The sequence below is a fragment of the Neisseria mucosa genome (assembly GCF_013267835.1).
Classification (GTDB): domain Bacteria; phylum Pseudomonadota; class Gammaproteobacteria; order Burkholderiales; family Neisseriaceae; genus Neisseria.
The window spans coordinates 677,144-702,557 of record NZ_CP053939.1 but is presented as its reverse complement, the minus strand read 5'-3'; the positions used below and the strand labels follow the sequence as shown (position 1 = coordinate 702,557).

Below are 25,414 nucleotides of genomic sequence, written 5' to 3'. Positions count from 1 at the left end.
TTTAAGGCCGCCTGTTATTTCAGACGGCATGTTTTGTAGGAATTTTGATTCTACCGTTTTTGAGTGGAAAAATTCAATCTGGCGCACCTAATCATAGCCATTTTCTACGTGAGAAGAAAATCAGCAGTCCGATGATAATGCACAGCATCACACCCAAAACCATGAAATAGCCGTAATGCCAATGCAGCTCGGGCATATTGTCGAAGTTCATGCCGTAGATGCCGGTGATGACGGTCAGCGGCATGAAGATGATGGTAATAACCGTCAACACGCGCATTTGCTGGTTCATGCGGTTGGATTGGAAGGAAAGGTAAATGTCCATCATGCTCAACACCATATCACGCGAGGCATCAAGCGATTCGATAAGCTGCATATTGTGGTCGTACACGTCGCGCAGATAGACGGTCGATTCGCCTTTGAAAATGGCAAAATCGCCGCGTACGGCCAGCTGGTAAAACACATCGCGCAAGGGCAAAAGCGTTCGGCGCAGGCGGACGGCATCGCGCTTGAGGCGGTGAATCTTACTGAGAATATCGCTGTTTTCATTTTTAAACAGGGATTTGTCTATGGTTTCAAAACGGTTGTTGTATGATTCCAAAACGATAAAATAGTCGTCCACAATGCGGTCAAGCAGGCAATACGCCAGAAACGCCGTATTTTTGTTCAAAATATTGTGCGGATTTTCGTGCATCTGCCGGCGCAGCTGGCTGAACAAGCCCAGCGGTTTTTGTTGGAAAGACAATACAAAATCTTTGCCGATAATCACATACACTTGGTCGGAATGGAGCTTGCCTGTGGTGGTGTAATGGTAAACCTGTGCGGCAGTAAATACATAGTTGCCGTAGTCTTCGATTTTCGGGCGCTGCTTGCGGCTGAGAATGTCTTCAATAACCAGCTCATGGATGCCGTAAGGCTCAAGCGCGTGTTTGAGCAAAGCAGCATCATTGATGCCGACAAAATGCAGCCAGTTGATTTGGTCTTCTTGCGGGCGTGCAATATCGGGCAAAGCCTTTCCAGCAAGATAATCATGCTGAACAAAGGTATCGGCGGAATATAAGGTTTGGTGGATGGCAGAACGCGGCGCATTGTCCGTATTGCTGCGCTGCATGGCCTGCTCTTGCAGATTGTCGTTTGTCTCAACAGGATTGGCTGGTTTATTCATAAAAAGAAATCATGTTTATTGGTTTGAATGGATTGTACAGACATAAAAGGCCGTCTGAAAACTGATTTTCAGACGGCCTGATGACATTGATTAATGTTTTATTAGGCTTGAGGCGCTGTTTGTTCCAACTCTAATGCGGCGGCGAGTAAGGACAAGCGTGCCATTACGCCGTAAACGTAGAGGCGGTTGTGTTCGTTGTCCACGTCGCAGTCTTTCTCGGAGCGTGGCATACCGAGCGAATCCCATTGTTCGAATACGCGTTTGCAGGCTTCGGGGGCCTCTTGGGAGTTGTCGCCGCTACCGGTGGGAATGCTGTTGGACAGCGGGACGAACACCATGCCGCCGGCGTTGAGGTTTTCGTCCGCTCCGCGTCCTTCGTGTACACGGAAGAAGCCGCCGATGACGAAACGGTCCATCATATACACGACAGGTTCGCTGACGGCGCCGTTCATGGTTTCATAGGTATAAATGCCTTCTTGGACAATGACTTCGCTGACTTCCAAACCTTCTTTGACTTTTGCCATTTTATTGCGGTTTTTGCGGTTCAATCCGCGCACTTCATCGGCTGATTTAACGCTCATCACGCCCATGCCGTAAGTGCCTGCGTCGGCTTTGACAATCACGAAAGGTTGGTCGGTAATACCCAATTCATCGTATTTGGCTTGAATTTTCGCCAATACGCGTTCTACCGCACCTGCCAATGCGTCCTCGCCTTCGCGCTCTTGGAAATCCAAACCGCTGATTTTTTCAAAATAAGGATTAATTTGCCATTCATCGACGTCAATCAGCTTGGCAAATTCGGTGGCAACTTGGTTGTATGCACTGAAATGTTCTGTTTTGCGGCGCGTCGTCCAACCGCCGTGCAATGGAGGCAATACGGTTTGGCTGATGCCTTTGAGAATATCGGGAACGCCGGCGGACAAGTCGTTATTCAACAAAACAACGCAAGGCGAAAAACCGTCGGCAAGGTGGACGCGCTCACGGGTACGCAATAAAGGTTCCAGCAGGATTTTGTCGCCCAAGGCAGTTTCAAACTCAGTCGGCTCGGTAACTTCTGGATTCAGGCTGCCCAAACGGACTTCATACCCTGCCGAACGCAAAATCTCGCTGAGTGCGTAAACGTTTTGCAGGTAGAATGTGTTGCGTGTGTGGTTTTCAGGAATAATCAATACGGATTTTGCCGTTTCACAGGCGCGCTGTACCGCATCTTGCGCGGCAACCGCTGCCAGCGGGATGAAGTTTGGATTCAAATTATTGAAGCCGCCCGGAAACAAATTCATATCAATAGATGAAATTTTGTAACCGGCATTGCGGATGTCAACCGAACCATAAAACGGCGGACGGTGTTCGTTCCAGTGCGAACGAAACCATGCTTCGATTTTGGCATGATTGGCAAGAATTTTTCTCTCGAATTCCTGAAATTGAGTCAGGTACTCAGGAGCCAGAACCGGTAATTTCATTCTCTATACCTCTTGGTAAATGTGGATATTGAGTGAGAATGATAGAACTTTTTAGTGCATTTCGACAAGTATTCTTTCAGATAAAATGCATCTTTTTGTCAACAATTCTACAATTTGTCTAATTTTTGATAAGGCTTTTTGAAACTTTACGACAAATTTTAAAAATTGGACAAATTTCTATTGCACAGCCCCTATAAAAAGCCTAAAATCCGCCCATAAACACAAACCATCATTCATACTTACCAATTAGCAAAGAAACTCATCATGAGCGCACAAACCCTTTACGATAAACTTTGGAACAGCCACGTCGTCCGCGAAGAAGAAGACGGCACTGTCCTGCTTTACATCGACCGTCATTTGGTTCACGAAGTTACCAGCCCGCAGGCATTTGAAGGCTTGAAAATGGCCGGCCGCAAACTCTGGCGTATCGACAGCGTAGTCTCCACAGCCGACCACAATACCCCGACCGGCGACTGGGATAAAGGCATCCAAGACCCGATTTCCAAACTGCAAGTCGATACTTTGGACAAAAACATCAAAGAGTTTGGCGCACTCGCCTACTTCCCGTTTATGGATAAAGGTCAAGGCATTGTGCACGTCATGGGCCCGGAACAAGGTGCCACCCTGCCCGGTATGACCGTCGTTTGTGGCGACTCGCACACCTCTACCCACGGCGCATTCGGTGCATTGGCTCACGGTATCGGTACTTCCGAAGTCGAACATACCATGGCAACCCAGTGCATTACCGCAAAAAAATCCAAATCCATGCTGATTTCCGTTGAAGGCCGTCTGAAACCCGGTGTTACCGCTAAAGACGTAGCGCTTTATATCATCGGCCAAATCGGTACGGCCGGTGGTACAGGTTACGCCATCGAGTTTGGCGGCGAAGCCATCCGCAGCCTTTCTATGGAAGGCCGCATGACCTTGTGCAATATGGCGATTGAAGCCGGTGCGCGCTCAGGCATGGTTGCCGTCGACCAAACCACCATCGACTATGTAAAAGGCAAACCTTTCGCACCTAAAGGCGAAGCATGGGACAAAGCCGTCGAATACTGGCGCACGCTGGTGTCTGACGAAGGCGCAGTTTTTGATAAAGAATACCACTTCAAAGCCGAAGACATCGAGCCTCAAGTAACCTGGGGTACATCTCCTGAAATGGTTTTGGACATCAGCGGCAAAGTACCGAATCCTGCCGAAGAAACCGATCCGGTCAAACGCAGCGGCATGGAACGCGCCCTTGAATACATGGGCTTGGAAGCGGGTACGCCATTGAACGAAATCCCTGTCGATATCGTCTTTATCGGATCTTGTACCAACAGCCGTATCGAAGATTTGCGCGAAGCCGCTGCTATCGCCAAAGGCCGCAAAAAAGCGGACAATGTACAACGCGTGTTAATCGTTCCCGGCTCCGGCTTGGTTAAAGAACAAGCTGAAAAAGAAGGCTTGGACAAAATTTTCATCGATGCCGGCTTCGAATGGCGCGAACCGGGCTGCTCGATGTGCCTCGCCATGAATGCCGACCGCCTGACCCCGGGACAGCGTTGCGCCTCCACTTCCAACCGTAACTTTGAAGGCCGTCAAGGCAACGGCGGACGCACCCATCTCGTCAGCCCGGCTATGGCAGCCGCAGCCGCGGTAACCGGCCGTTTTACCGACATCCGCACTATGGCTTAAAACATGTTCAGACAGCCTTTATTCATCAGGCCGTCTGAAACAATACATTGCCCAATTAAGTTTTCCCATTGCGCAAAACGTTTGAAAACCTTCTCAATCAATCGATACCTTGAAAGGAATCTACTATGAAAAAACTGTTTGCATTGGCTGCCGCAGCCCTTATCCTGTCAGCTTGTTCCAGCACTTGGTCCGGCGCAAAAAACGATGCCAACCGCAATTGGGACAAAACCAAAGAGACTGCCGAGCGCGTAGCCGATAAAACCAAAGAAACCGCAGAACACGTTGCCGACAAAACCGGCGAAGCCGTTAAAAAAGGCGGCAATGCAGTAGGCCGCGGCATGAGCCATGTTGGAGAAAAAATCGAAGCCGCTACCGAATAATTCGGTAAATCAGGCCGTCTGAAGCTCCTGACTCCGTTTCAGACGGCCTGATACATTATTAATTTTCCAGACATTTTCACGATTCCAAGCAAAGGAAGAAACAATGAGTAATCCGTCAAGCTGGTTTGGTATTCACGCTCATGATTTGGATCGCGCCAAAGCCTTTTACGAATCCGTATTCGACAAGCCCCTGCAAGACGTTGGCGGCAACGGATTCCGTTTCATCATTTTTCCAGCCGATTACACCCAACACGGTACGGCCGGCATGATTTGGCACGACAGTAATGCTCAGCCCGGCCACGGTGGAACGACTATTTTCTTCAATTGCCCGGATTGTGCCGAAACCGCAGAAAAAGCCGTTGCAGCAGGCGGCAAACTGTTACAAGAGAAATTCCGCATTGCCAACGGCTTTGCCGCATTTATCGAAGATACAGAAGGCAACCGAATCGGTTTGCACAGCATACGCTAAGCCGAATAGCCATAAAATTTCCCATTATTACTATAAGAACCTGACATGAAAGCCTTTACCAAAATTACCGCCATCGTCGCCCCGCTCAACCGCAGCAATGTCGATACCGACGCCATCATCCCCAAACAATTTTTAAAATCCATCAAACGCAGCGGCTTCGGCCCTAATGCCTTTGACGAATGGCGTTACCTCGACCACGGCGAACCTGGCATGGACAACAGCAAACGCCCATTGAATCCGGATTTCTCCCTGAACCAACCACGCTATCAAGGCGCGCAAATCCTATTGACGCGTAAAAACTTTGGTTGTGGCTCTTCACGCGAACACGCCCCTTGGGCATTGGACGACTACGGCTTCCGCGCCATCATTGCCCCCAGCTTTGCCGACATCTTCTTCAACAACTGCTACAAAAACGGCCTTTTACCCATCGTTTTGACCGAAGAACAGGTTGACCAGCTTTTCAAAGAAGTTGAAGCCAACGAAGGCTATCAACTCTCCATCAACCTTGCCGAGCAAACCCTGACCACTCCTAGCGGCGAGACATTCACATTCGACATTACCGAACACCGCAAACACTGCCTCTTAAACGGCTTGGACGAAATCGGCCTGACTCTGCAACACGCCGACGAAATCCGCGATTTCGAAGAAAAACGCCGCCAAAGCCAACCTTGGCTGTTTAACGGTTGATATACCAAAGGCCGTCTGAAAAATTTAAGCGTTTCAGACGGCCTTTACTGAATGTTTTGGGATAGTCCATGAGATCATTCGACGAATTAATCCAAACCCAAGACCCTGCATGGCCATTGATTCAAGAGTGGCTTGAGGAAGCGACAAACAGCGTTGAAGTCCTGCCTCGTACACTTGAAAAGGTACAGGAAGAACTTTTCAAAACCCAAGTAACGATACGTTCGTTTATGGGCGCTGTCGTTTATGAAACCGGCGGCATCCTGATTGATGATGGCTGGTTGCGGATACTGGGTTCCGGCAGTACGAAGCTACCCCGTGGTCTGGGAAGTTGGAATCTGAGCCGCACACAATCCGAGCCAGCAGGCCCTGCTCCCTATTATCTGTTTGCCGATGATGTTGCTGGAGGCTATTTTGCGATTAATGGTGGAGGATTGAATGGCAAAGTAGGTAATGTTTTCTACCTGCCACCGGATACCTTGGAATGGGAAGATTGCGGTAAAGGTTACGGCGACTTCTTAAATTGGGCATTGAACGGCGATTTGCAGTTGTTTTACGAAAACCTGCGTTGGGAAAATTGGCGCGAAGAAATCCGTGATTTGAATGGTGACAGCGTTTACACGTTCTTTCCGTTTTTATGGACTGAAGAAGGCAGCGATATAAACCAAGTCAGCCGCAAGCGTGTTCCCATAGCAGAACATTATGCTTCCACTTTGGATTTGCAAAATACAACTCCATAAAAAGCATTTTCAGACGGCCTTGTTGTTACAATTCAAATAAAGCATCCTTAAAAACGTATTGGTCTGAAGTTTAATTTCTACCTAACCATACCATGATTACCGACACCATAAGCAATGCTACCCGCTACGCTGTCCTGCATCCTGACTTTGCCGAGGCCTTCCATCTGTTGCAGACCCTAGATTTTGCCAATCTGCCGGACGGTCAAGTGCCGTGCGAAAATCCCAATATCCGTATTTTTATCGGCAGCGAGCCGATGAGGACTCAAGGCGAAGCTAAGCCTGAAGCGCACTTAAAACACATTGATATTCAAACGCCGATTGATGGCAGCGAAACGTATGGCTGGATAGACAGAGGCCGTCTGAAAAACGGTTTAGGCTACAACGAAAAACGCGATATCGAGTTTTTCGACTGCGAGCCGGAAACCTGGTTGACCTTGGAGCCCGGCGAATTTGCGCTATTTTTCTCGAATGATGCGCATGCCCCATTGGTCGGCGACAGGGCAAACATACGCAAAGTTGTTTTTAAAATCCGTGTTGAAACCGAACGTCTATAATTTTTCAGACGGCCTTACTTCCTTATTCAGGACACAATATGTCTTTTTTCAGCAGGTTGTTCCGCTCTAAACCTAAATTAATGACTTGGCAGGAATTTGTCGAATACTTTGCCCGTCGCATCCAAGAAGAATTGGATCTTGAGGCAAAAATCGACTGGGGCGAAAACATTGCTTCTTCGCCTATCATCATCCAGTTTTCCGAAGATGATGAAGCATCGTTCAGCACATATTTGAGCAACCATTACACAAGTTATCTGCAAAATCCCGAGGCCTTGGAGGCTATTGTTGCTGCCAATTTAGCGGTTATCGATAAGATTCAAGATGCTGATGCCAGTGTTTCAGCACAACAAATTCTTCCGACAATTAAAAATACGATTTATCTGGAAAACGTCAGACTGATTACAAATACGGACAAAGACGAACCTGCCGATTATCTGGTATACAAACCGATTGCGGGCGATATCATGTTGCTTTACATGGTGGATACGGAAGAATCCATGCATACGCTCAATCGTGAGCATATGAAAGAAGCCGGTATTGAAGATGAGGACGCCTTGTATCGTACCGCCATGGATAATTTGCGCCAACGGATGAATGGAGGTGTTCAAATTCATCATGCCGAAGGTTGGTCATTGGCTCAAATCCATTTGGACAACGACTATGATGCTTCCCTGATTTTGCTTTTGGACGAAGTGCTTAAAGACGATCCTATGCTGCCGGTCAACCCTGTTTTTGCAGTCCCGGCACGCAACGCCCTGCTCGTTTGCAGCCCATCCGATGAAGAGGCTTTGCAGGCGATGGCAAATATTGCCCTGCAGGCATTTGAAGACTCTGCCTACGCGATTTCTACCCAGCTTTACCAGTACCATAATGGTACAATCAGCGTTTTCAGAGCAAATTGATTTAAGGCCGTCTGAAAAACAGGCGACCTGCCCTTTACCTAAAACCTTCCCATAAGGAAACCCGAAATGACCAAACATATCGCTATCTTGCGCGGCGACGGCATCGGCCCTGAAATCGTTGCAGAAACCGTCCGTGTACTCGACAAACTTATCGAACAAGGTTTGGATGTCAGCTACGAATACGCGCCTTTGGGCGGCGAAGCCTATGACGAATACGGCCATCCTTATCCAGAATTCACACAAAACCTTTGCCGCAAAGCCGATGCGGTCCTGCTTGGTGCAGTCGGTTCTCCTCAATACGACAATCTCGATCGTCCGCTGCGCCCTGAACGCGGCTTATTGGCTATTCGTAAAGACTTGAATCTGTTTGCCAATTTGCGCCCTGCCATTTTGTATAAAGAGCTGGCCAATGCTTCTACTTTGAAACCTGAAATCGTAGCCGGCCTCGACATCCTTATCGTACGCGAACTGACCGGCGATATTTACTTTGGCGAGCCGCGCGGCATCCGTGTTTTGGAAAACGGCGAACGCGAAGGCTACAACACCATGAAATACAGCGAAAGCGAAATCCGCCGTATTGCCCACGTTGCCTTCCAATCCGCCCAAAAACGCAGCAAAAAAGTCTGCTCCGTAGGCAAAGCCAACGTTTTGGAAACCACCGAACTGTGGCGCGAAATCTTTGAAGAAATCGGCAAACAATATCCTGATGTTGAGCTTTCCCATATGTACGTCGACAATGCCGCCATGCAGTTGGTACGCGCGCCCAAACAATTTGACGTGATTGCCACCGGCAACATCTTCGGCGACATCCTCTCTGACGAAGCCTCCATGCTGACCGGCTCCATCGGTATGCTGCCTTCTGCTTCTTTGGACGAAAACGGCAAAGGCCTGTACGAACCGTCTCACGGCTCCGCTCCTGACATTGCCGGTCAAAACAAAGCCAATCCACTGGCGACCGTATTGTCTCTTGCCATGCTGCTGCGTTACAGCCTGAACGACGAAACACGCGCGCAACAAGTTGAAAACGCCGTACAAAAAGTACTGCAACAAGGCTTGCGTACCGGCGACATTTACGAAGAAGGCACCAAACTGGTTTCCTGCTCCGAAATGGGCGATGCCGTATTGGCCGCTTTGTAAGAGGCCGTCTGAAAAAAAGCGTGGGACCAATCCCACGCTTTTTTATATACAAAAACTTGAAACCATAAAAAAGGGCGTGTCTTCACACGCCCTTATGTCTTTTCAGACGGCCTTAAGACTGAAGCAATCAACCTCTTTTGTGTTTGCCGCCAAAGCTGTCGTTAGACTTGCGCTTGCCTTTAAAGCCTTCGCCGCCTTTTTTGAAACCTTCAGACTTCTTGAAACCGTCTTTCTTAAAGCCATCTTTTTTGAAGCCGTCTTTTTTATGACCTTCGCCGCGTGATTTGCCGCCAAAGCCTTCTTTGCCCGGTTTCTTATCACCGCGCCAGCCGCCGGATTTACGATCGCCCCAGCCGCCTTTGCCTTTCGGCTTGCCGCCTGCGGATTTACGTTTGCGTGTCGGCTCCATACCTTCGATGGTCAGTTCAGGCAATTTACGGCCGATGTATTTTTCGATTTTGTGTACTTTGACGTATTCGTTCACTTCGGCAAAAGTAATCGCAATACCGGTACGGCCTGCGCGACCGGTACGGCCGATGCGGTGGACGTAGTCTTCCGCCTGTTTCGGCAGATCGTAGTTGATAACGTGGGTAATGGTCGGTACGTCGATACCGCGTGCGGCGACGTCGGTGGCAACCAAAATTTTGCAGCGGCCTTTGCGCAAGTCCATCAGCGTGCGGTTGCGCCAGCCTTGCGGCATATCGCCGTGCAGACAGTTGGCGGCGAAACCTTTTTCGTACAATTCATCCGCGATGACTTCGGTCATGGCTTTGGTGGACGTGAAAATCACGCATTGGTCGATGTTGGCGTCGCGCAGAATGTGGTCGAGCAGGCGGTTTTTGTGGCGCATGTCGTCGCAGTACAGCAGCTGCTCTTCGATTTTGCCTTGGTCGTCCACGCGCTCAACTTCGATGATTTCAGGGTCTTTGGTCAGTTTGCGCGCGAGTTTGCCGACTGCGCCGTCCCAAGTGGCGGAGAATAACAAAGTCTGACGGTCAGTCGGGGTGGCTTCGACGATGGTTTCGATATCGTCGATAAAGCCCATGTCCAACATACGGTCGGCTTCGTCCAAAATCAGCACTTCTAAGCGGGCGAAATCGACTTTGCCGCTTTGCATCAAGTCCATCAGACGGCCCGGCGTGGCGACAATCAGGTCAACCGGTTTGCTCAGGGCGCGGGTTTGGTAGCCGAAAGATGCGCCGCCGACAATACTGACGGTGCGGAACCAACGCATATTTTTAGCATACGCCAGCGCATTTTTTTCCACCTGGGCCGCCAATTCGCGGGTCGGCGTCAACACCAACGCGCGCGGGCCTTTGCCCGGTTTTTCGCTGCGCTTGGTCAGCCGCTGCAACGTCGGCAGCAGGAAGGCGGCGGTTTTGCCTGAACCGGTTTGTGCCGAAGCCATAATGTCACGGCCGTCCAAAGCAAACGGAATCGCTTGCGCCTGAATCGGAGTCGGGCTTTCATAACCCTCGCTGCGTACGGCTGACAAAATGTTTTTATCAAGGTTCAAATCGGCAAATTTAATAGACATGGCTATCCTAAAGAGACAACAACGCGCACGCCTGAACAATTTCAGACGACCTGAAGCAAAGGAAAGTAACGATACGGGAAATGTGAAGTTACAGGGTTGTCGCAAGCATCTTGCTTGTGGTTAACATCGACGACAACCTGCACAGAAAAGGCTTTGCCAATAAGCAAGCAATAAAAGAAACGCGCCCGAAACGGCGGTTTAGGTTGGATGACGATGGCTTCGTATCAAAAGGCGAACGGCGGATAATATAGATTTTATGGATAACAGTCAAGCAAAAAGGCATCAAGTGCGTTAAAATCCAACCCCTTCCCAATACTTATTCAGGCCGTCTGAAACCATGACCGACATTACCCCATTTGCCAACCGTTTGGGCAAAAACATCAAACATCTTATGAAATGGGCCAAACGCAACAATATTGAAGCCTGGCGCATTTACGACCGCGATATTCCCCAATTTCCCTTTGCCGTCGATGTTTACGGCGACCAAATCCACCTTCAGGAATACGATACCGGCTGGCTGATGCAGCCCGAAGAATACGAAGCATGGCTTGCCGATGTATTGGAAGCCATTGGTTTTGTGACCGGTTTTGCACCCGAACAAATCCACCTCAAACGCCGCGAACGTCAAAAAGGTTTGCAGCAATACGAGAAAACCGGCAAAACCGGCGACGATTTCGTCATTACCGAAAACGGCCGCAAGTTTTGGGTCAACCTCGACAAATACCTCGATACCGGCCTTTTCCTCGACCACCGCAACACGCGCAAAAAAGTCGGCGAAACCGCAGCGGACAAACGCTTCCTCAACCTGTTTTCCTACACAGGCAGCTTCACCGTCTATGCCGCAACCGGCGGCGCGGTATCCAGCGAAACTGTTGATTTATCCAACACTTATCTCGAGTGGGCAAAACGCAATTTTGAACTCAACGGCATCGACCCCGAACAACACAAAATCGTCCGTGCCGATGTGTTCCAATACCTTCAAAATGCCGCAGACGAAGGCAAAAAGTTCGACCTGATCGTTATGGATCCGCCCAGCTTTTCCAACAGCAAAAAGATGCTCGACATCCTCGACATCCAGCGCGACCACAAAAAGCTGATCGACGGCGCGATAAACCTGCTCGCTTCAGACGGCATTCTGTATTTCTCCAACAACTTGCGCAGCTTTGTGTTGGACGATTCGGTCGCGGAACAATATGCCGTCAAAGATATTTCCAAGCAGTCCGTTCCCGACGATTTCCGCAACAAAAAAATCCATCAATGCTGGGAAATCAAGCATAAATAAGCATCAGGCCGTCTGAAAGCCAGTTTTCAGACGGCCTGATTACCATATTGAATCTCTCAACCAATAGGCGCATAATTCAAGAAATTGTTGACAATATTAAAAGGAAAAGAACATGCAAAACTACCTGACGCCCAATTTCTCATTCGCCCCCATGATTCCGGAACGCGCTCTCGGCAGCCGTGTTTGGGATACCGAAGGACGAGAGTACATTGACCTGTCAGGCGGTATTGCAGTGAACGCACTGGGGCATTGCCATCCCGATTTAGTCGCAGCCTTGGCCGAACAGGCGCATAAACTCTGGCACATTTCTAATATCTACACCACCCAACCGGCGCAAGAATTAGCTAAAAAACTGGTCGAAAACACCTTTGCCGATAAAGTGTTTTTCTGCAATTCCGGCGCAGAAGCCAATGAAGCCGCGTTGAAACTGGCGCGCAAATACGGTCGCGATCATTTTGGCGAACACAAAACCGAAATCATCTCCTGCCTCAACAGCTTCCACGGCCGTACCCTGTTTACCGTATCCGTCGGCGGCCAACCCAAATACAGCAAAGACTACGCGCCGCTGCCGTCAGATATTACCCATGTTCCATTTAATGATATTGCCGCATTGGAAGCCGCCGTCGGCGACAAAACCTGCGCCGTGATTATCGAGCCGATTCAAGGTGAAAGCGGCATCCTGCCTGCCACCCAAGAATACCTGCAAGCCGCGCGCCGTTTGTGCGACGAACACGGCGCCTTGCTGATTTTGGACGAAGTGCAAACCGGCATGGGTCATACGGGTAAACTGTTTGCCTACGAGCATTACGGCATCACACCCGACATCATCAGCTCCGCCAAAGCCTTAGGTTGCGGTTTCCCGATTGGCGCGATACTGACCACCGATAAAATCGCCCCAACCTTCGGCCCCGGAACGCATGGCTCGACCTTTGGTGGCAATCCGATGGCATGCGCGGTCGGCAGCCGTGCGTTTGACATCATCAATGCGCCCGAAACATTGGCACACGTTGAACAACAAGGCCAAAAACTTCAGACGGCCTTGCGTGAAATAGGCGTAAAAACCGGCGTATTTAAAGAAGTCCGCGGCATGGGTTTGCTGCTCGGCTGCGTGTTGACAGACAAATACGCAGGCAAGGCATCGGAAATTACCGCCGCTGCCTTGAAACACGGCCTGATGGTACTGGTTGCCGGAGCCAATGTGGTGCGTTTCGCTCCCAGCCTGCTGCTGAACGACGAAGACCTGGCCGAAGGCTTGAAACGTTTTGAAGCGGCTTTGAACGAATGGTTGGCCTGATTTTCAAAACCCAATAGCCAAATCAGCCGACAGCTTAGCGAAGGCCGTCTGAAAGACCGTTTGAGTTTTTCAGACGGCCTTTTTTCAATATTGAAAACAACATCCGCCTACATGCTTTGTCATTTGATGTTTGTTAAAAATCGTTCTGCCTCTTCATGTTACGCTTGTCAAACAATTTGATTTTACAGAGAAAAGGAGCAGGAGATGGTATCGTTGAAAACCCAAATCGCCGGTTTTTCCTTTGACAACTGCCTGATGAATGCGGCTGGTGTGTCGTGTATGACCGTTGAGGAATTGGAAGCGGTCAGACAGTCTTCGGCAGGCACTTTCGTTACCAAAACCGCAACGCTTACCCCTCGTCAAGGCAACCCCGAGCCGCGTTATCGGGACGTGCCTCTCGGCAGCATCAATTCGATGGGCTTGCCAAACCAAGGCATTGATTACTATCTGGATTACCTGCTTACCCTTCAAGAGGTGCATCCCAAAAGGGCTTTTTTCCTCTCGCTGGTCGGTATGTCGCCCGATGAAACGCATATGTTGTTAAAAAAAGTGCAAAACAGCGGGTTCAACGGCATTACCGAACTCAATCTTTCCTGCCCAAACGTCCCCGGTAAACCGCAAATCGCCTATGATTTTGAAACCACCGAGCGGATTTTGAGCGAAGCCTTCGGCTACTTCGACAAGCCTTTGGGCATTAAACTGCCGCCGTATTTTGACATCGTCCATTTCGATCAAGCAGCGGAAGTGTTCAACCGTCATCCCTTAAAATTCGTCAACTGTGTCAACTCCATCGGCAACGGCATATATATCGAAGACGAATCCGTCGTCATCCGCCCGAAAAACGGCTTCGGCGGCATAGGCGGCCAATACATCAAACCGACCGCGCTTGCCAATGTCCACGCATTCTATCAAAGACTGGATCCATCTATACAAATCATCGGAACGGGCGGCGTTTACAGCGGTCGTGATGCGTTTGAACACATCTTGTGCGGCGCAAGCATGGTGCAGATCGGCACGGCGCTACACCAGCAAGGCGTAGGTATTTTTGAACGGATTTCCCTTGAATTAAAAGCCATCATGGCGCAAAAAGGCTACGAAAAACTGGAAGACTTCAAAGGCAAATTGAAATATTTGGCATAAGGTTTAAGCTAAAAAACGCCCAAGGCCGTCTGAAAATTTCAGACGGCCTTGTTGTATAATTGTTCCCCACATTACCCGTCTTCCCCCTTCAATGAAACTCAACCCCCAACAGCAAGCCGCAGTCCAATATCTTGGCGGCCCCCTGCTCGTCCTTGCCGGCGCAGGCAGCGGTAAAACCGGCGTGATTACGCAAAAAATCAAACATTTGATTGTCAACGTCGGCTATCTGCCGCATACCGTTGCCGCGATTACCTTTACCAATAAAGCCGCCACGGAAATGCAGGAACGCGTTGCAAAAATGCTGCCCAAATCGCAAATGCGCGGGCTGACAATTTGTACCTTCCACTCTTTGGGCATGAAAATTCTGCGCGAAGAGGCGAACCATATCGGTTACAAAAAAAACTTCTCCATCCTCGATTCCACCGACAGCGCGAAAATCATCGGCGAACTTTTGGGCGGTACGGGCAAAGAAGCCATATTCAAAGCGCAACACCAAATTTCCCTTTGGAAAAACGATTTAAAAACGCCTGAAGAAGCAGTTCAGACGGCCTCTAATGCGTGGGAACAGCAAACAGCGCGTGTCTATGCCAGTTATCAGGAAACCCTGCAAAGCTATCAGGCAGTGGACTTCGACGACTTAATCCGCCTGCCCGCCGTACTGTTGCAGCAAAACAGCGAAGTGCGCAACAAATGGCAGCGGCGGCTGCGTTATCTGTTGGTTGACGAATGTCAGGACACCAATACCTGCCAATTCACCCTGATGAAGCTTCTGACCGGCGCGGAAGGCATGTTTACCGCCGTCGGCGACGACGACCAGTCCATCTACGCATGGCGCGGTGCAAACATGGAAAACCTGCGCAAAATGCAGGAAGACTATCCGCAGATGAAGGTCATCAAGCTGGAGCAAAACTACCGCTCCACCGCGCGGATTCTCAAAATCGCCAATAAAGTCATCGAAAACAACCCCAAACTCTTTACCAAAAAACTTTGGTCGCAGTTCGGCGAAGGCGAAATCGTTAAAGTCGTTGCCTGCCAAAGCGAGCAGCACGAAGCCGACTGGGTTGTCAGCCAAATCGTCAAGCAAAAGCTGGTCGGCGGCGATAAAACCCAATACGCCGATTTCGCCGTGTTATACCGCGGCAACCATCAGGCTCGGATTTTTGAAGAAGCCTTGCGCAGCGCACGCATTCCCTACCAGCTCTCCGGCGGACAAAGTTTTTTCGACAAAGCCGAAATCAAAGACGTTTTGTCCTACTTGCGCCTGCTTGCCAACCCCAACGACGATCCCGCCTTCCTGCGCGCCGTCACCACGCCCAAACGCGGCATCGGCGACGTCACACTAGGCAAACTCAACACCTACGCGCACGAACACGAATGCAGCCTGTATGAAGCCGCGCAAACCGAAGAAGCGCTTGCCCTGTTGAACCATACTAACCGCCAACACCTGCAAGCCTTCATGGATATGATTGAAAGCTACCGCGCCAAAGCCGAAATCAGCGAAGCAGGCGAACTTATCCATAACCTGCTGAGAGAAATCGACTACGAAAACCACTTGCTAGCCAATGAGGAAGGCAAAGCAGGCGAAATCAAATGGCGTAACGTTACCGACCTGACCGGCTGGCTGGAACACAAAGGTGAGCAGGACGGCAAAAACATCATCGAGCTTGCCCAAACCATCGCTCTGATGACGCTTTTGGAAGGTAAAGGTGAAGAAGAAGTCGATGCCGTCAAACTCTCCACCCTGCACGCTTCCAAAGGCTTGGAATACCCCTACGTCTTCCTCGTCGGTTGCGAAGAGGGCATCCTACCACACAACGACAGCATAGAAGAAGACAATGTCGAAGAAGAACGTCGTCTGATGTACGTCGGCATTACCCGCGCCAAACGCCAACTTACGCTGACACACTGCCTTAAACGCAAAAAACAAGGCACATGGCAGTTCCCCGAGCCGAGCCGCTTCATAGACGAAATGCCGCAGGAAGACATCAAAATCCTAGGACGCAAAGGCGGCGATCCGATTGTGAGCAAGGAAGAAGGAAAAAGTAACTTAGCAGGCTTGTTGGATATGCTGGGGAATAAAAAGAAAGGATAACGCAAGGCCGTCTGAAAACAAGGTTTCAGACGGCCTTATTGTCAGCAAAAAATCACAAACAACCATCCAATAATCCTCACTTTATGTCGTCGCACCTATCCGACCCCATTTCGCCCAATCCTTCAAAAATAAATAAAAATAACTGAATAATCAGATATAAAATAAACAAAAGGAAGGAAAGACGGCTTCTTCCGCCTTCTGTTCACAAGTAAAAATTGTCAACATTTCAAGTATAAATTCACAAGCAAAATCGCATTTTTCAGGTATAATAATGGATTCCCCAACTGCATTTTGTGAGCTGAATCCATGTCTGTTGTTCTGCCCTTGCGCGGTGTAACCGCCCTTTCCGATTTCCGTGTTGAAAAACTCTTTCAAAAAGCAGCCGCACTCGGCCTGCCCGAAGTCAAATTAAGCAGCGAATTTTGGTATTTTGTCGGTAGCGAAAAAGCACTTGATGCCGCGACAGTCGAAAAACTGCAAGCCTTACTGGCGGCGCAAAGCGTTGAACAAACGCCCAAAGCGCGCGAGGGCTTGCATTTATTTTTGGTAACACCCCGTTTGGGTACCATTTCGCCTTGGGCTTCCAAAGCAACCAATATCGCCGAAAACTGTGGTTTGGAAGGCATTGAGCGCATCGAACGCGGCATGGCCGTATGGTTGGAAGGTGCGCTTACCGACGGGCAAAAACAACAATGGGCAGCCCTGTTGCACGACCGCATGACCGAAAGCGTGTTGACCGACATCGATGCAGCGGCGCAACTGTTCCACCACATCCAATCGGAAACCTTCTCCAGCGTAGATGTATTGGGCGGCGGTAAAGAGGCATTGGTCAAAGCCAATACCGAAATGGGTTTGGCGCTTTCAGCCGACGAAATCGATTATCTGGTTGAAAACTATCAGGCTTTAAACCGTAATCCGTCCGATGTTGAATTGATGATGTTCGCTCAGGCAAACAGCGAACACTGCCGCCACAAAATCTTCAACGCCGACTTCATCCTCAACGGCGAAAAACAACCGAAATCGCTCTTCGGCATGATTCGCGACACGCACAACGCGCATCCCGAAGGCACAGTCGTTGCCTATAAAGACAATTCGTCCGTAATCGAAGGCGCGAAAATCGAGCGTTTCTATCCGAATGCGGCGGAAAACCAAGGCTATCGTTTCCACGAAGAAGATACCCATATCATCATGAAAGTGGAAACGCACAACCACCCGACCGCCATCGCGCCGTTTGCGGGCGCGGCAACGGGTGCAGGCGGTGAAATCCGTGATGAAGGCGCAACGGGCAAAGGCTCACGTCCGAAAGCAGGCTTGACTGGCTTTACCGTCTCCAACCTGAATATCCCGGGCCTGGAGCAGCCTTGGGAACAAGCCTACGGCAAACCCGGCCATATTGCTTCCCCTTTAGACATCATGATCGAAGGCCCGATCGGCGGCGCAGCGTTCAACAACGAATTCGGCCGCCCGAACCTCTTGGGCTACTTCCGCACCTTTGAAGAAAAATTTGACGGCCAAGTCCGCGGCTATCACAAACCGATTATGATTGCTGGTGGCTTGGGCAGCATTCAGGCACAACAAACACACAAAGACGAAATCCCCGAAGGCGCCTTGCTGATCCAACTAGGCGGCCCGGGCATGCTCATCGGCTTGGGCGGCGGCGCGGCTTCTTCAATGAACACCGGTACAAATGACGCGTCTTTGGACTTCAACTCCGTACAACGCGGCAACCCCGAAATCGAACGCCGCGCGCAAGAAGTCATCGACCGCTGCTGGCAGCTCGGCGACAAAAACCCGATTATCTCTATCCACGACGTCGGCGCGGGCGGTCTGTCCAACGCCTTCCCCGAATTGGTCAACGATGCCGGACGCGGTGCGGTATTCAAGCTGCGCGAAGTGCCGCTGGAAGAACACGGCCTCAGTCCATTGCAGATTTGGTGTAACGAATCGCAAGAGCGTTATGTGTTATCGATTTTGGAAAAAGATTTGGACACCTTCCGCGCCATCTGCGAACGCGAACGCTGCCCGTTTGCCGTAGTCGGCACGGCGACCGACGACGGTCATTTGAAGGTACGCGACGATTTGTTCTCCAACAATCCTGTCGATTTACCGTTGAACGTTTTGCTCGGCAAACCGCCCAAAACCACGCGCACCGACAAAACAGTTACGCCGTCTGAAAAACCGTTTAACGCCGGCGATATCGACATTACCGAAGCCGCCTACCGCGTTTTGCGCCTGCCTACCGTAGCCGCTAAAAACTTCCTGATTACCATCGGCGACCGCAGCGTCGGCGGCATGACCCACCGCGACCAAATGGTCGGCAAATACCAAACGCCCGTAGCCGACTGCGCCGTTACCATGATGGGCTTCAACACCTATCGCGGCGAAGCGATGTCTATGGGCGAAAAACCGACCGTCGCCCTGTTTGACGCACCTGCTTCAGGCAGAATGTGTGTCGGCGAAGCTATCACCAACATCGCGGCGGTCAACATCGGCGACATCGGCAACATCAAACTTTCCGCCAACTGGATGGCGGCGTGCGGCAATGAGGGCGAAGACGAAAAACTCTACCGCACCGTCGAAGCGGTTTCCAAAGCCTGTCAGGCATTGGATTTGAGCATTCCCGTAGGCAAAGACAGCCTGTCGATGAAAACCGTGTGGCAGGACGGCGAAGAGAAAAAATCCGTCGTTTCGCCGTTGAGCCTAATTATTTCTGCGTTCGCGCCAGTGGAAGACGTACGCAAGACTGTTACACCCGTATTAAAAGACAATGCCAATTCGTTCGCTATTCTGCTGATGATTGACTTAGGCAACAACAAGTGCCGTATGGGTGGTTCTGCACTGGCTCAAGTGTATAACCGAAGCGGCGGCGAAGCACCTGATATTGATGCAGGCCGTCTGAAAGCATTTTATCAGTTAATTCAGCAACTCGTTCAAGAAGATAAGTTGCTGGCCTACCACGACCGCAGCGACGGCGGTTTGTTTGTGACTCTGGCAGAAATGGCATTTGCTTCTCGCCGTGGCATGAATCTCGACCTGCTGACAATGGTAAGTAAAAATATTAACGTTCAAAACGAGTATTACTCGCCTCAAGAATGGCAAAAATTTGTCCTAACTACCCTGTTTAATGAAGAATTAGGAGCCGTTATTGCTGTTCACGCTGCCGACCACGAATATATTTCTAATTTGTGCGAGAAACTGAATCTCACACTGCACCATTTGGGAGAGTTTACCGACAGCGGCCATATGGTCATCAATGCAGGAGAAGAAATTTTCAATCAATCCCTTACCGACCTGCAACGCGCATGGCAGGAAACCAGCCACGCCATCCAACGCCTGCGCGACAACCCTGCCTGCGCCGACAGCGAGTTTGCCCTGATTGGCGACAACGAACGCAGCGCATTGTTTGCCGACGTGAAATTCGACGTAAAAGAAGACATCGCCGCGCCGTTTATCAACAGCGGCGCGAAACCCAAAATCGCCATCCTGCGCGAACAGGGTGTAAACGGACAAATCGAAATGGCCGCCGCGTTTACCCGCGCCGGATTCGATGCCTACGACGTGCATATGTCCGACCTGATGGCAGGCCGCGTCCACCTTGCCGACTTCAAAATGCTGGCGGCGTGCGGCGGCTTCAGCTACGGCGACGTACTCGGCGCAGGCGAAGGCTGGGCGAAATCGATTCTGTTCCACCCTGCTCTGCGCGACCAATTTGCCGCCTTCTTTGCCGATCCGAACACGCTGACATTGGGCGTGTGCAACGGCTGTCAAATGGTCAGCAACCTTGCCGAAATCATCCCCGGCACGGCAGGCTGGCCGAAGTTCAAACGCAACCTGAGCGAACAGTTCGAAGCGCGCCTGAGTATGGTTCACGTCCCCCAATCAGCTTCCCTGATCCTGAACGAAATGCAAGGCTCCAGCCTGCCCGTCGTCGTCAGCCACGGCGAAGGCCGCGCCGACTTCGCGCTTCACGGCGGCAATATTTCTGCCGATTTGGGTATTGCGCTGCAATATGTGGACGGTCAAAACAAAGTGACCCAAACTTATCCGCTCAACCCTAACGGCTCGCCGCAAGGCATCGCCGGTGTGACCAACACCGACGGCCGCGTTACCATCATGATGCCGCATCCGGAACGCGTGTACCGTGCCGCACAAATGAGCTGGAAACCGGAAGACTGGACGGAACTGTCCGGCTGGTACCGCCTCTTCGCCGGAGCAAGGAAGGCTTTGGGTTAACCGGCAGGCTGATTTGATTCGGCTTTAAAGAAAAGGTCGTCTGAAAACGATTTAGCGGATTCTGCTATATCTATTTTCAGACGACCTTTATATGTTCTTTTGCGTATAAGACCGAGCCGACCGCCGTCATTCCCGCGCAGGCGGGAATCCAGACCTCTGTATTTCAGAAATATTTAAAGATTACTGTAAATCCAAACTTCTGGATTCCCGCCTGCGCGGGAATGACGGCCTAGATTTTTTGTCCCGAACCTATATATACAAACAAACTTAATTGAATCTATAGAAAAGATTTGGAGAAACTTATGTCTGATATAAAAATTTTTAAAGATATGCCAGATGATGATGACTATATTAAATGGATTGATGAAAACCCAAATGGATTTGTATTAAATATACATAGGCGTAAAAACCCTTCTAATATTCATAAGAGTCATCCCAGAATACATTTTGCTAATTGTCACCACCTAAATGATAGACCGGGAGAAAGCACAACTGAAAAATATTTCAAAGTTTGCTCAAACTCCATTGAAGAACTTGAACAATGGAGCTGGATTGAATACCAAAAAGGACTAAATCCATGCAAAACCTGTAAGGATAAAGGGTTACCGTTAGAACAGCTCACAGGAATACCAAATTTTCAGGCAGCTTCTGCCTTATCCTTAAAATCTGATATAGACGAACTCGAAGAATGTTTAGCATCCGAAACCAATCCAGAAAAGCGAACCGAAATTGAGACTTTGATCAAAGCCCGTCTAGCGCAAGGAAAATTCCGGCAAGACGTACTCGAACTATATCCAAGCTGCCCGCTAACAGGTCTAAATATTCAATCTTTACTCATTGCCAGCCATATTAAACCTTGGAGTAAGTGCAACGATACAGAGCGTTTAGACCCCTCCAATGGTCTGATGCTCGCACCCAATATCGACGCATTATTCGATAGCGGTCTGATTACGTTTGAGACCGACGGGACGATAAAAATCAGTCCGAAAATCGATCCGGAAAATCAAAAGCGGCTTGGAATTTCTCCCAATATTAAATTGAAAATTCGACCGAAAAGCAAAAAATATTTCGAGTATCACCGCAACCATGTTTTCCAAAAAGAAGAATAAATAGTGTTGAACAGTCCGTTGATTTAAGGTCGTCTGAAAACGATTTAGCGAACCCCACTATATTTGTTTTCAGACGACCTTTTTGCGTCCTTTTGCGTATAAAGACCAAACCCGTCGCCGTCCTTCTGTATAATTCCCACTTTTAAACTATAATCAACATATTCAGACGGCCTTTCCCGACATTATGACTCGACAAGCCTTTATCCTCAGCGATTGCGAATTTTCCGAATGCGGAGAAAAGCCTTACGCCCTGTTGACCGCGAATCCGACGAAGGAACACCACTTCATCGCCCAGACCGAGCAGCGGCAGCATTCGCATAATCCGCAGGTCAGCCCGCAGAATCAAAACGTTTACCACCTGCCGCTGTCAATGTTCCATACTGGCGAAAAAAACCACGGCAAAGAACAAAACCGCAGCGAAGCGATAAGCGTCAACATCATCGGAAACTTGGCGGCGAAAAACCTCTATACGCTGACCTTTGTCGAAGACTCTGCCAACCAATACAATCTGGAAAGCTGGTTCAACCGTCATGAAAGCGGCTACGAAGAGGCCTGCAACCACCTGCGCACGCTGCCCGAAGGCCGTCTGAAAACAACTACGGCAAATGCCGATACCGTCAAAGTACCGGATGCCTTGTGGCGGATATTGCGGCTGAAATTCCTCGGTATCCTGCGCAATCCGCACAACCATAAAAACCTGTTTGCCCACCGCCTGCACCAAACACTTCGGGCGCGGCTGCCGGAAGTCGGTTTTGAATTTGTCCGCTTGATCAGCAAACGCGACCCCAAGCGCATCGAAACCATTATGCAGGACTACCGTTTCACCTTTCTCGGCTATGTTGATTGGCTGGGCGGGCTTTACGGTATGTTAAGCGAAGGCGTGGCGCAGCCGTCGTTGTTTGAGAGGTTGTTTTGTAATATCTTTGCCGAACCCGAAGCCGTGAAAATCGAATTGTTCCGCTATCCGGAAAACACGGGGCTGTGCCTGTTTGGCGACAGCAGTTTCTGCCTGCAAGCCTCGGCCAAGCTATTGAGCGTCGGCGTCAATATTTCGCACGATATGTTTGCCATCGTCCATCTGCAAACCGGCCGTTGGCACGCGTTTAAAAACACCTTTCATCACGACGCGCCCAAACTGCAAGGCCAAGTGCGGATTATTGACGGCGACCAAACTCAAAGATTGCTGTTCAACCGACTGTGCATCCAGCAAGCCTATGAAGCCGTGTTCGGCCAAAGCCCGAATATCAAAGATTATTTAGAGGCCGTCTGAAACCCCAAACCAGAAGAAAGCATATGAAAATCACACCAATCCAAGCCCTAAACGACAACTACATCTGGATGATTCAAGAAGGCAATCATGCCGTCTGCGTCGATCCGTCCGATGCCACGCCGGTCTTAAAATTCCTTGTTCACAACCACTTGATGCTGGCGCAAATATGGATTACCCATCCCCATCATGACCATACCGGCGGCGCAAAAGCGCTGCACAACGGCTTCTTAGAATCCCCAATCTATGGCGAAAGCGACATCGACGTGGCGACGCATACCGTCACAGCAGGCACGCAGTTCCCGTTTGGCGAAGGCTTGGTTACCGTCTGGGCGACCCCCGGCCATACCGACCGCCACATCAGCTATCTGTTGGAAAATTCAGACGGCCTGCACGTTTTCTGCGGCGATACCTTGTTCTCCGCCGGTTGCGGCCGCGTATTCACCGGCACAATCGAGCAGCTTTACGACAGCTTCCACCGATTCAACCAGCTGCCCGAAGGAACACTATTTTATCCGGCGCACGAATACACCGCCTCCAATCTGCGCTTTGCCCAACATATCGAGCCGGACAACGCCGACATTCAGACGGCCTTGGCCGCAGCCGAACACACGCCGACACTGCCTGTCAGCCTGGCGCACGAACGCAAAGTCAATCCGTTTTTCCGCGTACACCTGCCCCAAGTTCGGGCACGCGCCGAAGAATTGAGCGGACGAAAATTAAACAGCGAACTCGAAGTCTTCGCCGCTTTGCGTGAATTGAAAAATCAATTTTGATTGGGCTTAGTCCCCAAAGAATAAGGCCGTCTGAACAAGCGTGAAACCTTGAATCACGCCTGTTCAGACGGCCTTAAAGCCTTCATCAATATCATAACCATAAAAGCATAAGCCTACGGCTGCTTTTTATGTTTCACACATTCCGCAGCATATTGTTCGCCCCAACGGTGCATGGCTTCGATCACAGGCATCAGCGTCCGCCCAAATTCAGTCAGCGAATACTCTACCTTCGGCGGTACCTGCGGATACACTTCCCGATGAACGATACCGTCGTTTTCCAATTCGCGCAGCTGCAACGTCAGCATCCGCTGGGTAATACCTGCCAACAAACGCTGCAACTCATTGAAGCGACGGGTTTCGCTATTTAAATAATATAAAATCAATACCTTCCATTTACCGCCGATAATATCCAAAGTATTGACGACCGGACAGCAAGAGCCGTGTGCGTGTACTGTTTCCGACATACAAAATCTCCAAACCACAGTATAAAAAATGTGCGTATTTGTTATAAAGTTTGTACCCCCTATAATACAATCATTCCGTAACAAAAGGCCATCTGAAAGGCTTCAGACGCCATAAAAAGAAGGAACTTTATCATGCGCAACATCAAACAAATCTACCGAGCCGACAGCCAACACTGGGTAGGCAACGGATTCCTCGTGCAACCTTTGTTCTCCCACATGGCTGACGACCGCTGCACCAATCCATTCCTGATGTTGGACTATGCTGCGCCATATGAATTTGCACCCAACGAAACGCACGGTCCGCGCGGTGTCGGACAACATCCGCACAAAGGCTTTGAAACCGTTACCATCGCCTACCACGGCGAAGTGGCACACCGCGACTCCAGCGGAGGCGGCGGCATTATTTACGAAGGCGACGTGCAATGGATGACCGCAGGTTCAGGCATCATTCATGAAGAATTCCACTCTGAAAACTTCAGCAAAAAAGGCGGACTCTTTGAAATGGTGCAACTCTGGGTCAACCTGCCGGCCAAAGACAAAAATACTCCGCCACGCTATCAGCATCTTGCCAAAGCAAATATTCCCGTCGTCAAATTTCCCAACGAAGCCGGCTACTTACGCCTGATTGCAGGCGAACATGACGACGTAAAAGGCGCGGCGGACACGTTCACCGAAATGAATGTTTGGGATATTGTGCTCCATGCCAATAAAGAAGCCGAGTTGGAAATACCTGACAATCACAATCTGTCTATGGTTGTCCTGCGCGGAACGGTTACGTTTAATGGCAATGAACAGGCAACAGCCGGAGAATTGGTCAATTTTGAGCAAACCGGCGGTAAAGTGCGCGCGAAAGCCGGTAGCGAAGAAGTCAAAATCTTGCTGCTTTCCGGCGTTCCGATTGATGAACCCGTAGTCGGCTACGGCCCATTTGTGATGAATACTGCTGAAGAAATCCGACAAGCCGTTAGCGATTTTAAAAGCGGAAAATTCGGCCGTATTGATTAAGGTATTTGCTGAGTTTGCTTAAACCGCTAACGGAAAGTTTGCTGATTGATTTC

At 50.0% G+C, this 25,414-nt stretch carries 21 protein-coding genes; 17 read left to right on the top strand and 4 right to left on the bottom strand.

The genetic code is table 11. The annotated features are described in order from the left end of the window. Window positions 1-91 precede the first annotated feature (91 nt). Entirely contained in the window at window positions 92-1,162 is a 1,071-nt protein-coding gene (gene corA, locus FOC66_RS03290; RefSeq protein ID WP_003746612.1) for a magnesium/cobalt transporter CorA, read from the bottom strand. Between the two features lie 101 nt (window positions 1,163-1,263). Continuing rightward, complete coding sequence (gene gshA / locus FOC66_RS03285; protein ID WP_003746611.1) at window positions 1,264-2,622, bottom strand: glutamate--cysteine ligase; 1,359 nt, start codon at window positions 2,620-2,622, stop codon at window positions 1,264-1,266. Between the two features lie 264 nt (window positions 2,623-2,886). On the opposite strand from gshA, the gene leuC reads away from it, so the two are divergent. The 8 genes from leuC (at window position 2,887) to leuB (ending at window position 9,162) form a co-directional block, all read left to right on the top strand. Further along, a complete protein-coding gene (gene leuC / locus FOC66_RS03280) occupies window positions 2,887-4,296 on the top strand; it encodes a 3-isopropylmalate dehydratase large subunit (RefSeq protein ID WP_003746610.1) in 1,410 nt (469 codons plus the stop codon). A 125-nt stretch (window positions 4,297-4,421) separates the two neighbouring features. Beyond that, complete coding sequence (locus tag FOC66_RS03275; RefSeq protein ID WP_003746608.1) at window positions 4,422-4,676, top strand: hypothetical protein; 255 nt, start codon at window positions 4,422-4,424, stop codon at window positions 4,674-4,676. Window positions 4,677-4,779: 103 nt separating this feature from the next. Next, the gene (locus tag FOC66_RS03270; protein WP_003746606.1) at window positions 4,780-5,145 is read left to right on the top strand and encodes a VOC family protein; all 366 of its coding nucleotides are present in this window, start codon (window positions 4,780-4,782) and stop codon (window positions 5,143-5,145) included. Between the two features lie 45 nt (window positions 5,146-5,190). Then, complete coding sequence (gene leuD / locus FOC66_RS03265; protein ID WP_003746604.1) at window positions 5,191-5,832, top strand: 3-isopropylmalate dehydratase small subunit; 642 nt, start codon at window positions 5,191-5,193, stop codon at window positions 5,830-5,832. 68 nt (window positions 5,833-5,900) lie between these two features. Beyond that, window positions 5,901-6,569, top strand: a complete 669-nt coding sequence (locus FOC66_RS03260; RefSeq protein ID WP_003746602.1) for a DUF2625 domain-containing protein — start codon at window positions 5,901-5,903, stop codon at window positions 6,567-6,569. A 92-nt stretch (window positions 6,570-6,661) separates the two neighbouring features. Next, the gene (locus tag FOC66_RS03255) at window positions 6,662-7,123 is read left to right on the top strand and encodes a YhcH/YjgK/YiaL family protein (RefSeq protein WP_003746600.1); all 462 of its coding nucleotides are present in this window, start codon (window positions 6,662-6,664) and stop codon (window positions 7,121-7,123) included. 38 nt (window positions 7,124-7,161) lie between these two features. Beyond that, window positions 7,162-8,025 carry a DUF1444 family protein gene (locus FOC66_RS03250; RefSeq protein WP_003746598.1) on the top strand — a complete coding sequence of 288 codons (864 nt, stop codon included), beginning with the start codon at window positions 7,162-7,164 and terminating at the stop codon, window positions 8,023-8,025. A gap of 66 nt (window positions 8,026-8,091) precedes the next feature. After that, complete coding sequence (gene leuB / locus FOC66_RS03245; protein WP_003746596.1) at window positions 8,092-9,162, top strand: 3-isopropylmalate dehydrogenase; 1,071 nt, start codon at window positions 8,092-8,094, stop codon at window positions 9,160-9,162. Between the two features lie 127 nt (window positions 9,163-9,289). Here leuB and FOC66_RS03240 read toward each other — a convergent pair whose 3' ends face one another. Then, window positions 9,290-10,699: a DEAD/DEAH box helicase gene (locus tag FOC66_RS03240; RefSeq protein WP_003746595.1), complete on the bottom strand. Its 1,410-nt coding sequence runs from the start codon at window positions 10,697-10,699 to the stop codon at window positions 9,290-9,292. Between the two features lie 337 nt (window positions 10,700-11,036). Between FOC66_RS03240 and FOC66_RS03235 the strand changes: the two genes are divergently transcribed. The 8 genes from FOC66_RS03235 to gloB all read left to right on the top strand — a co-directional run bounded on the left by FOC66_RS03235 (window position 11,037) and on the right by gloB (window position 23,892). Further along, entirely contained in the window at window positions 11,037-11,981 is a 945-nt protein-coding gene (locus tag FOC66_RS03235) for a class I SAM-dependent methyltransferase (protein ID WP_003746593.1), read from the top strand. 112 nt (window positions 11,982-12,093) lie between these two features. Then, window positions 12,094-13,275 carry an aspartate aminotransferase family protein gene (locus FOC66_RS03230; RefSeq protein ID WP_003746591.1) on the top strand — a complete coding sequence of 394 codons (1,182 nt, stop codon included), beginning with the start codon at window positions 12,094-12,096 and terminating at the stop codon, window positions 13,273-13,275. A gap of 204 nt (window positions 13,276-13,479) precedes the next feature. Further along, window positions 13,480-14,415, top strand: a complete 936-nt coding sequence (locus FOC66_RS03225; RefSeq protein ID WP_003746589.1) for a dihydroorotate oxidase — start codon at window positions 13,480-13,482, stop codon at window positions 14,413-14,415. Between the two features lie 91 nt (window positions 14,416-14,506). Continuing rightward, on the top strand, window positions 14,507-16,507 hold the full coding sequence (gene rep, locus FOC66_RS03220) for a DNA helicase Rep (RefSeq protein ID WP_003746587.1): 2,001 nt from the start codon (window positions 14,507-14,509) through the stop codon (window positions 16,505-16,507). Between the two features lie 306 nt (window positions 16,508-16,813). Next, window positions 16,814-20,740 carry a phosphoribosylformylglycinamidine synthase gene (gene purL, locus FOC66_RS03215; protein WP_003746585.1) on the top strand — a complete coding sequence of 1,309 codons (3,927 nt, stop codon included), beginning with the start codon at window positions 16,814-16,816 and terminating at the stop codon, window positions 20,738-20,740. Window positions 20,741-21,042: 302 nt separating this feature from the next. After that, window positions 21,043-21,849 (top strand): HNH endonuclease, encoded by an 807-nt coding sequence (locus FOC66_RS03210; protein WP_003746584.1) that lies wholly within the window; start codon window positions 21,043-21,045, stop codon window positions 21,847-21,849. A 184-nt stretch (window positions 21,850-22,033) separates the two neighbouring features. After that, entirely contained in the window at window positions 22,034-23,119 is a 1,086-nt protein-coding gene (locus tag FOC66_RS03205) for a hypothetical protein (RefSeq protein WP_003746582.1), read from the top strand. Between the two features lie 23 nt (window positions 23,120-23,142). Continuing rightward, complete coding sequence (gloB, locus tag FOC66_RS03200) at window positions 23,143-23,892, top strand: hydroxyacylglutathione hydrolase (protein WP_003746579.1); 750 nt, start codon at window positions 23,143-23,145, stop codon at window positions 23,890-23,892. A 113-nt stretch (window positions 23,893-24,005) separates the two neighbouring features. Here the strand turns inward: gloB and FOC66_RS03195 are convergent, their stop codons facing one another. Continuing rightward, window positions 24,006-24,356, bottom strand: coding sequence for a winged helix-turn-helix transcriptional regulator (locus FOC66_RS03195; protein WP_036493631.1), 351 nt, complete (start codon window positions 24,354-24,356; stop codon window positions 24,006-24,008). 132 nt (window positions 24,357-24,488) lie between these two features. Between FOC66_RS03195 and FOC66_RS03190 the strand changes: the two genes are divergently transcribed. Next, window positions 24,489-25,361 carry a pirin family protein gene (locus FOC66_RS03190; protein ID WP_003746575.1) on the top strand — a complete coding sequence of 291 codons (873 nt, stop codon included), beginning with the start codon at window positions 24,489-24,491 and terminating at the stop codon, window positions 25,359-25,361. The last annotated feature ends 53 nt before the right edge of the window (window positions 25,362-25,414 follow it).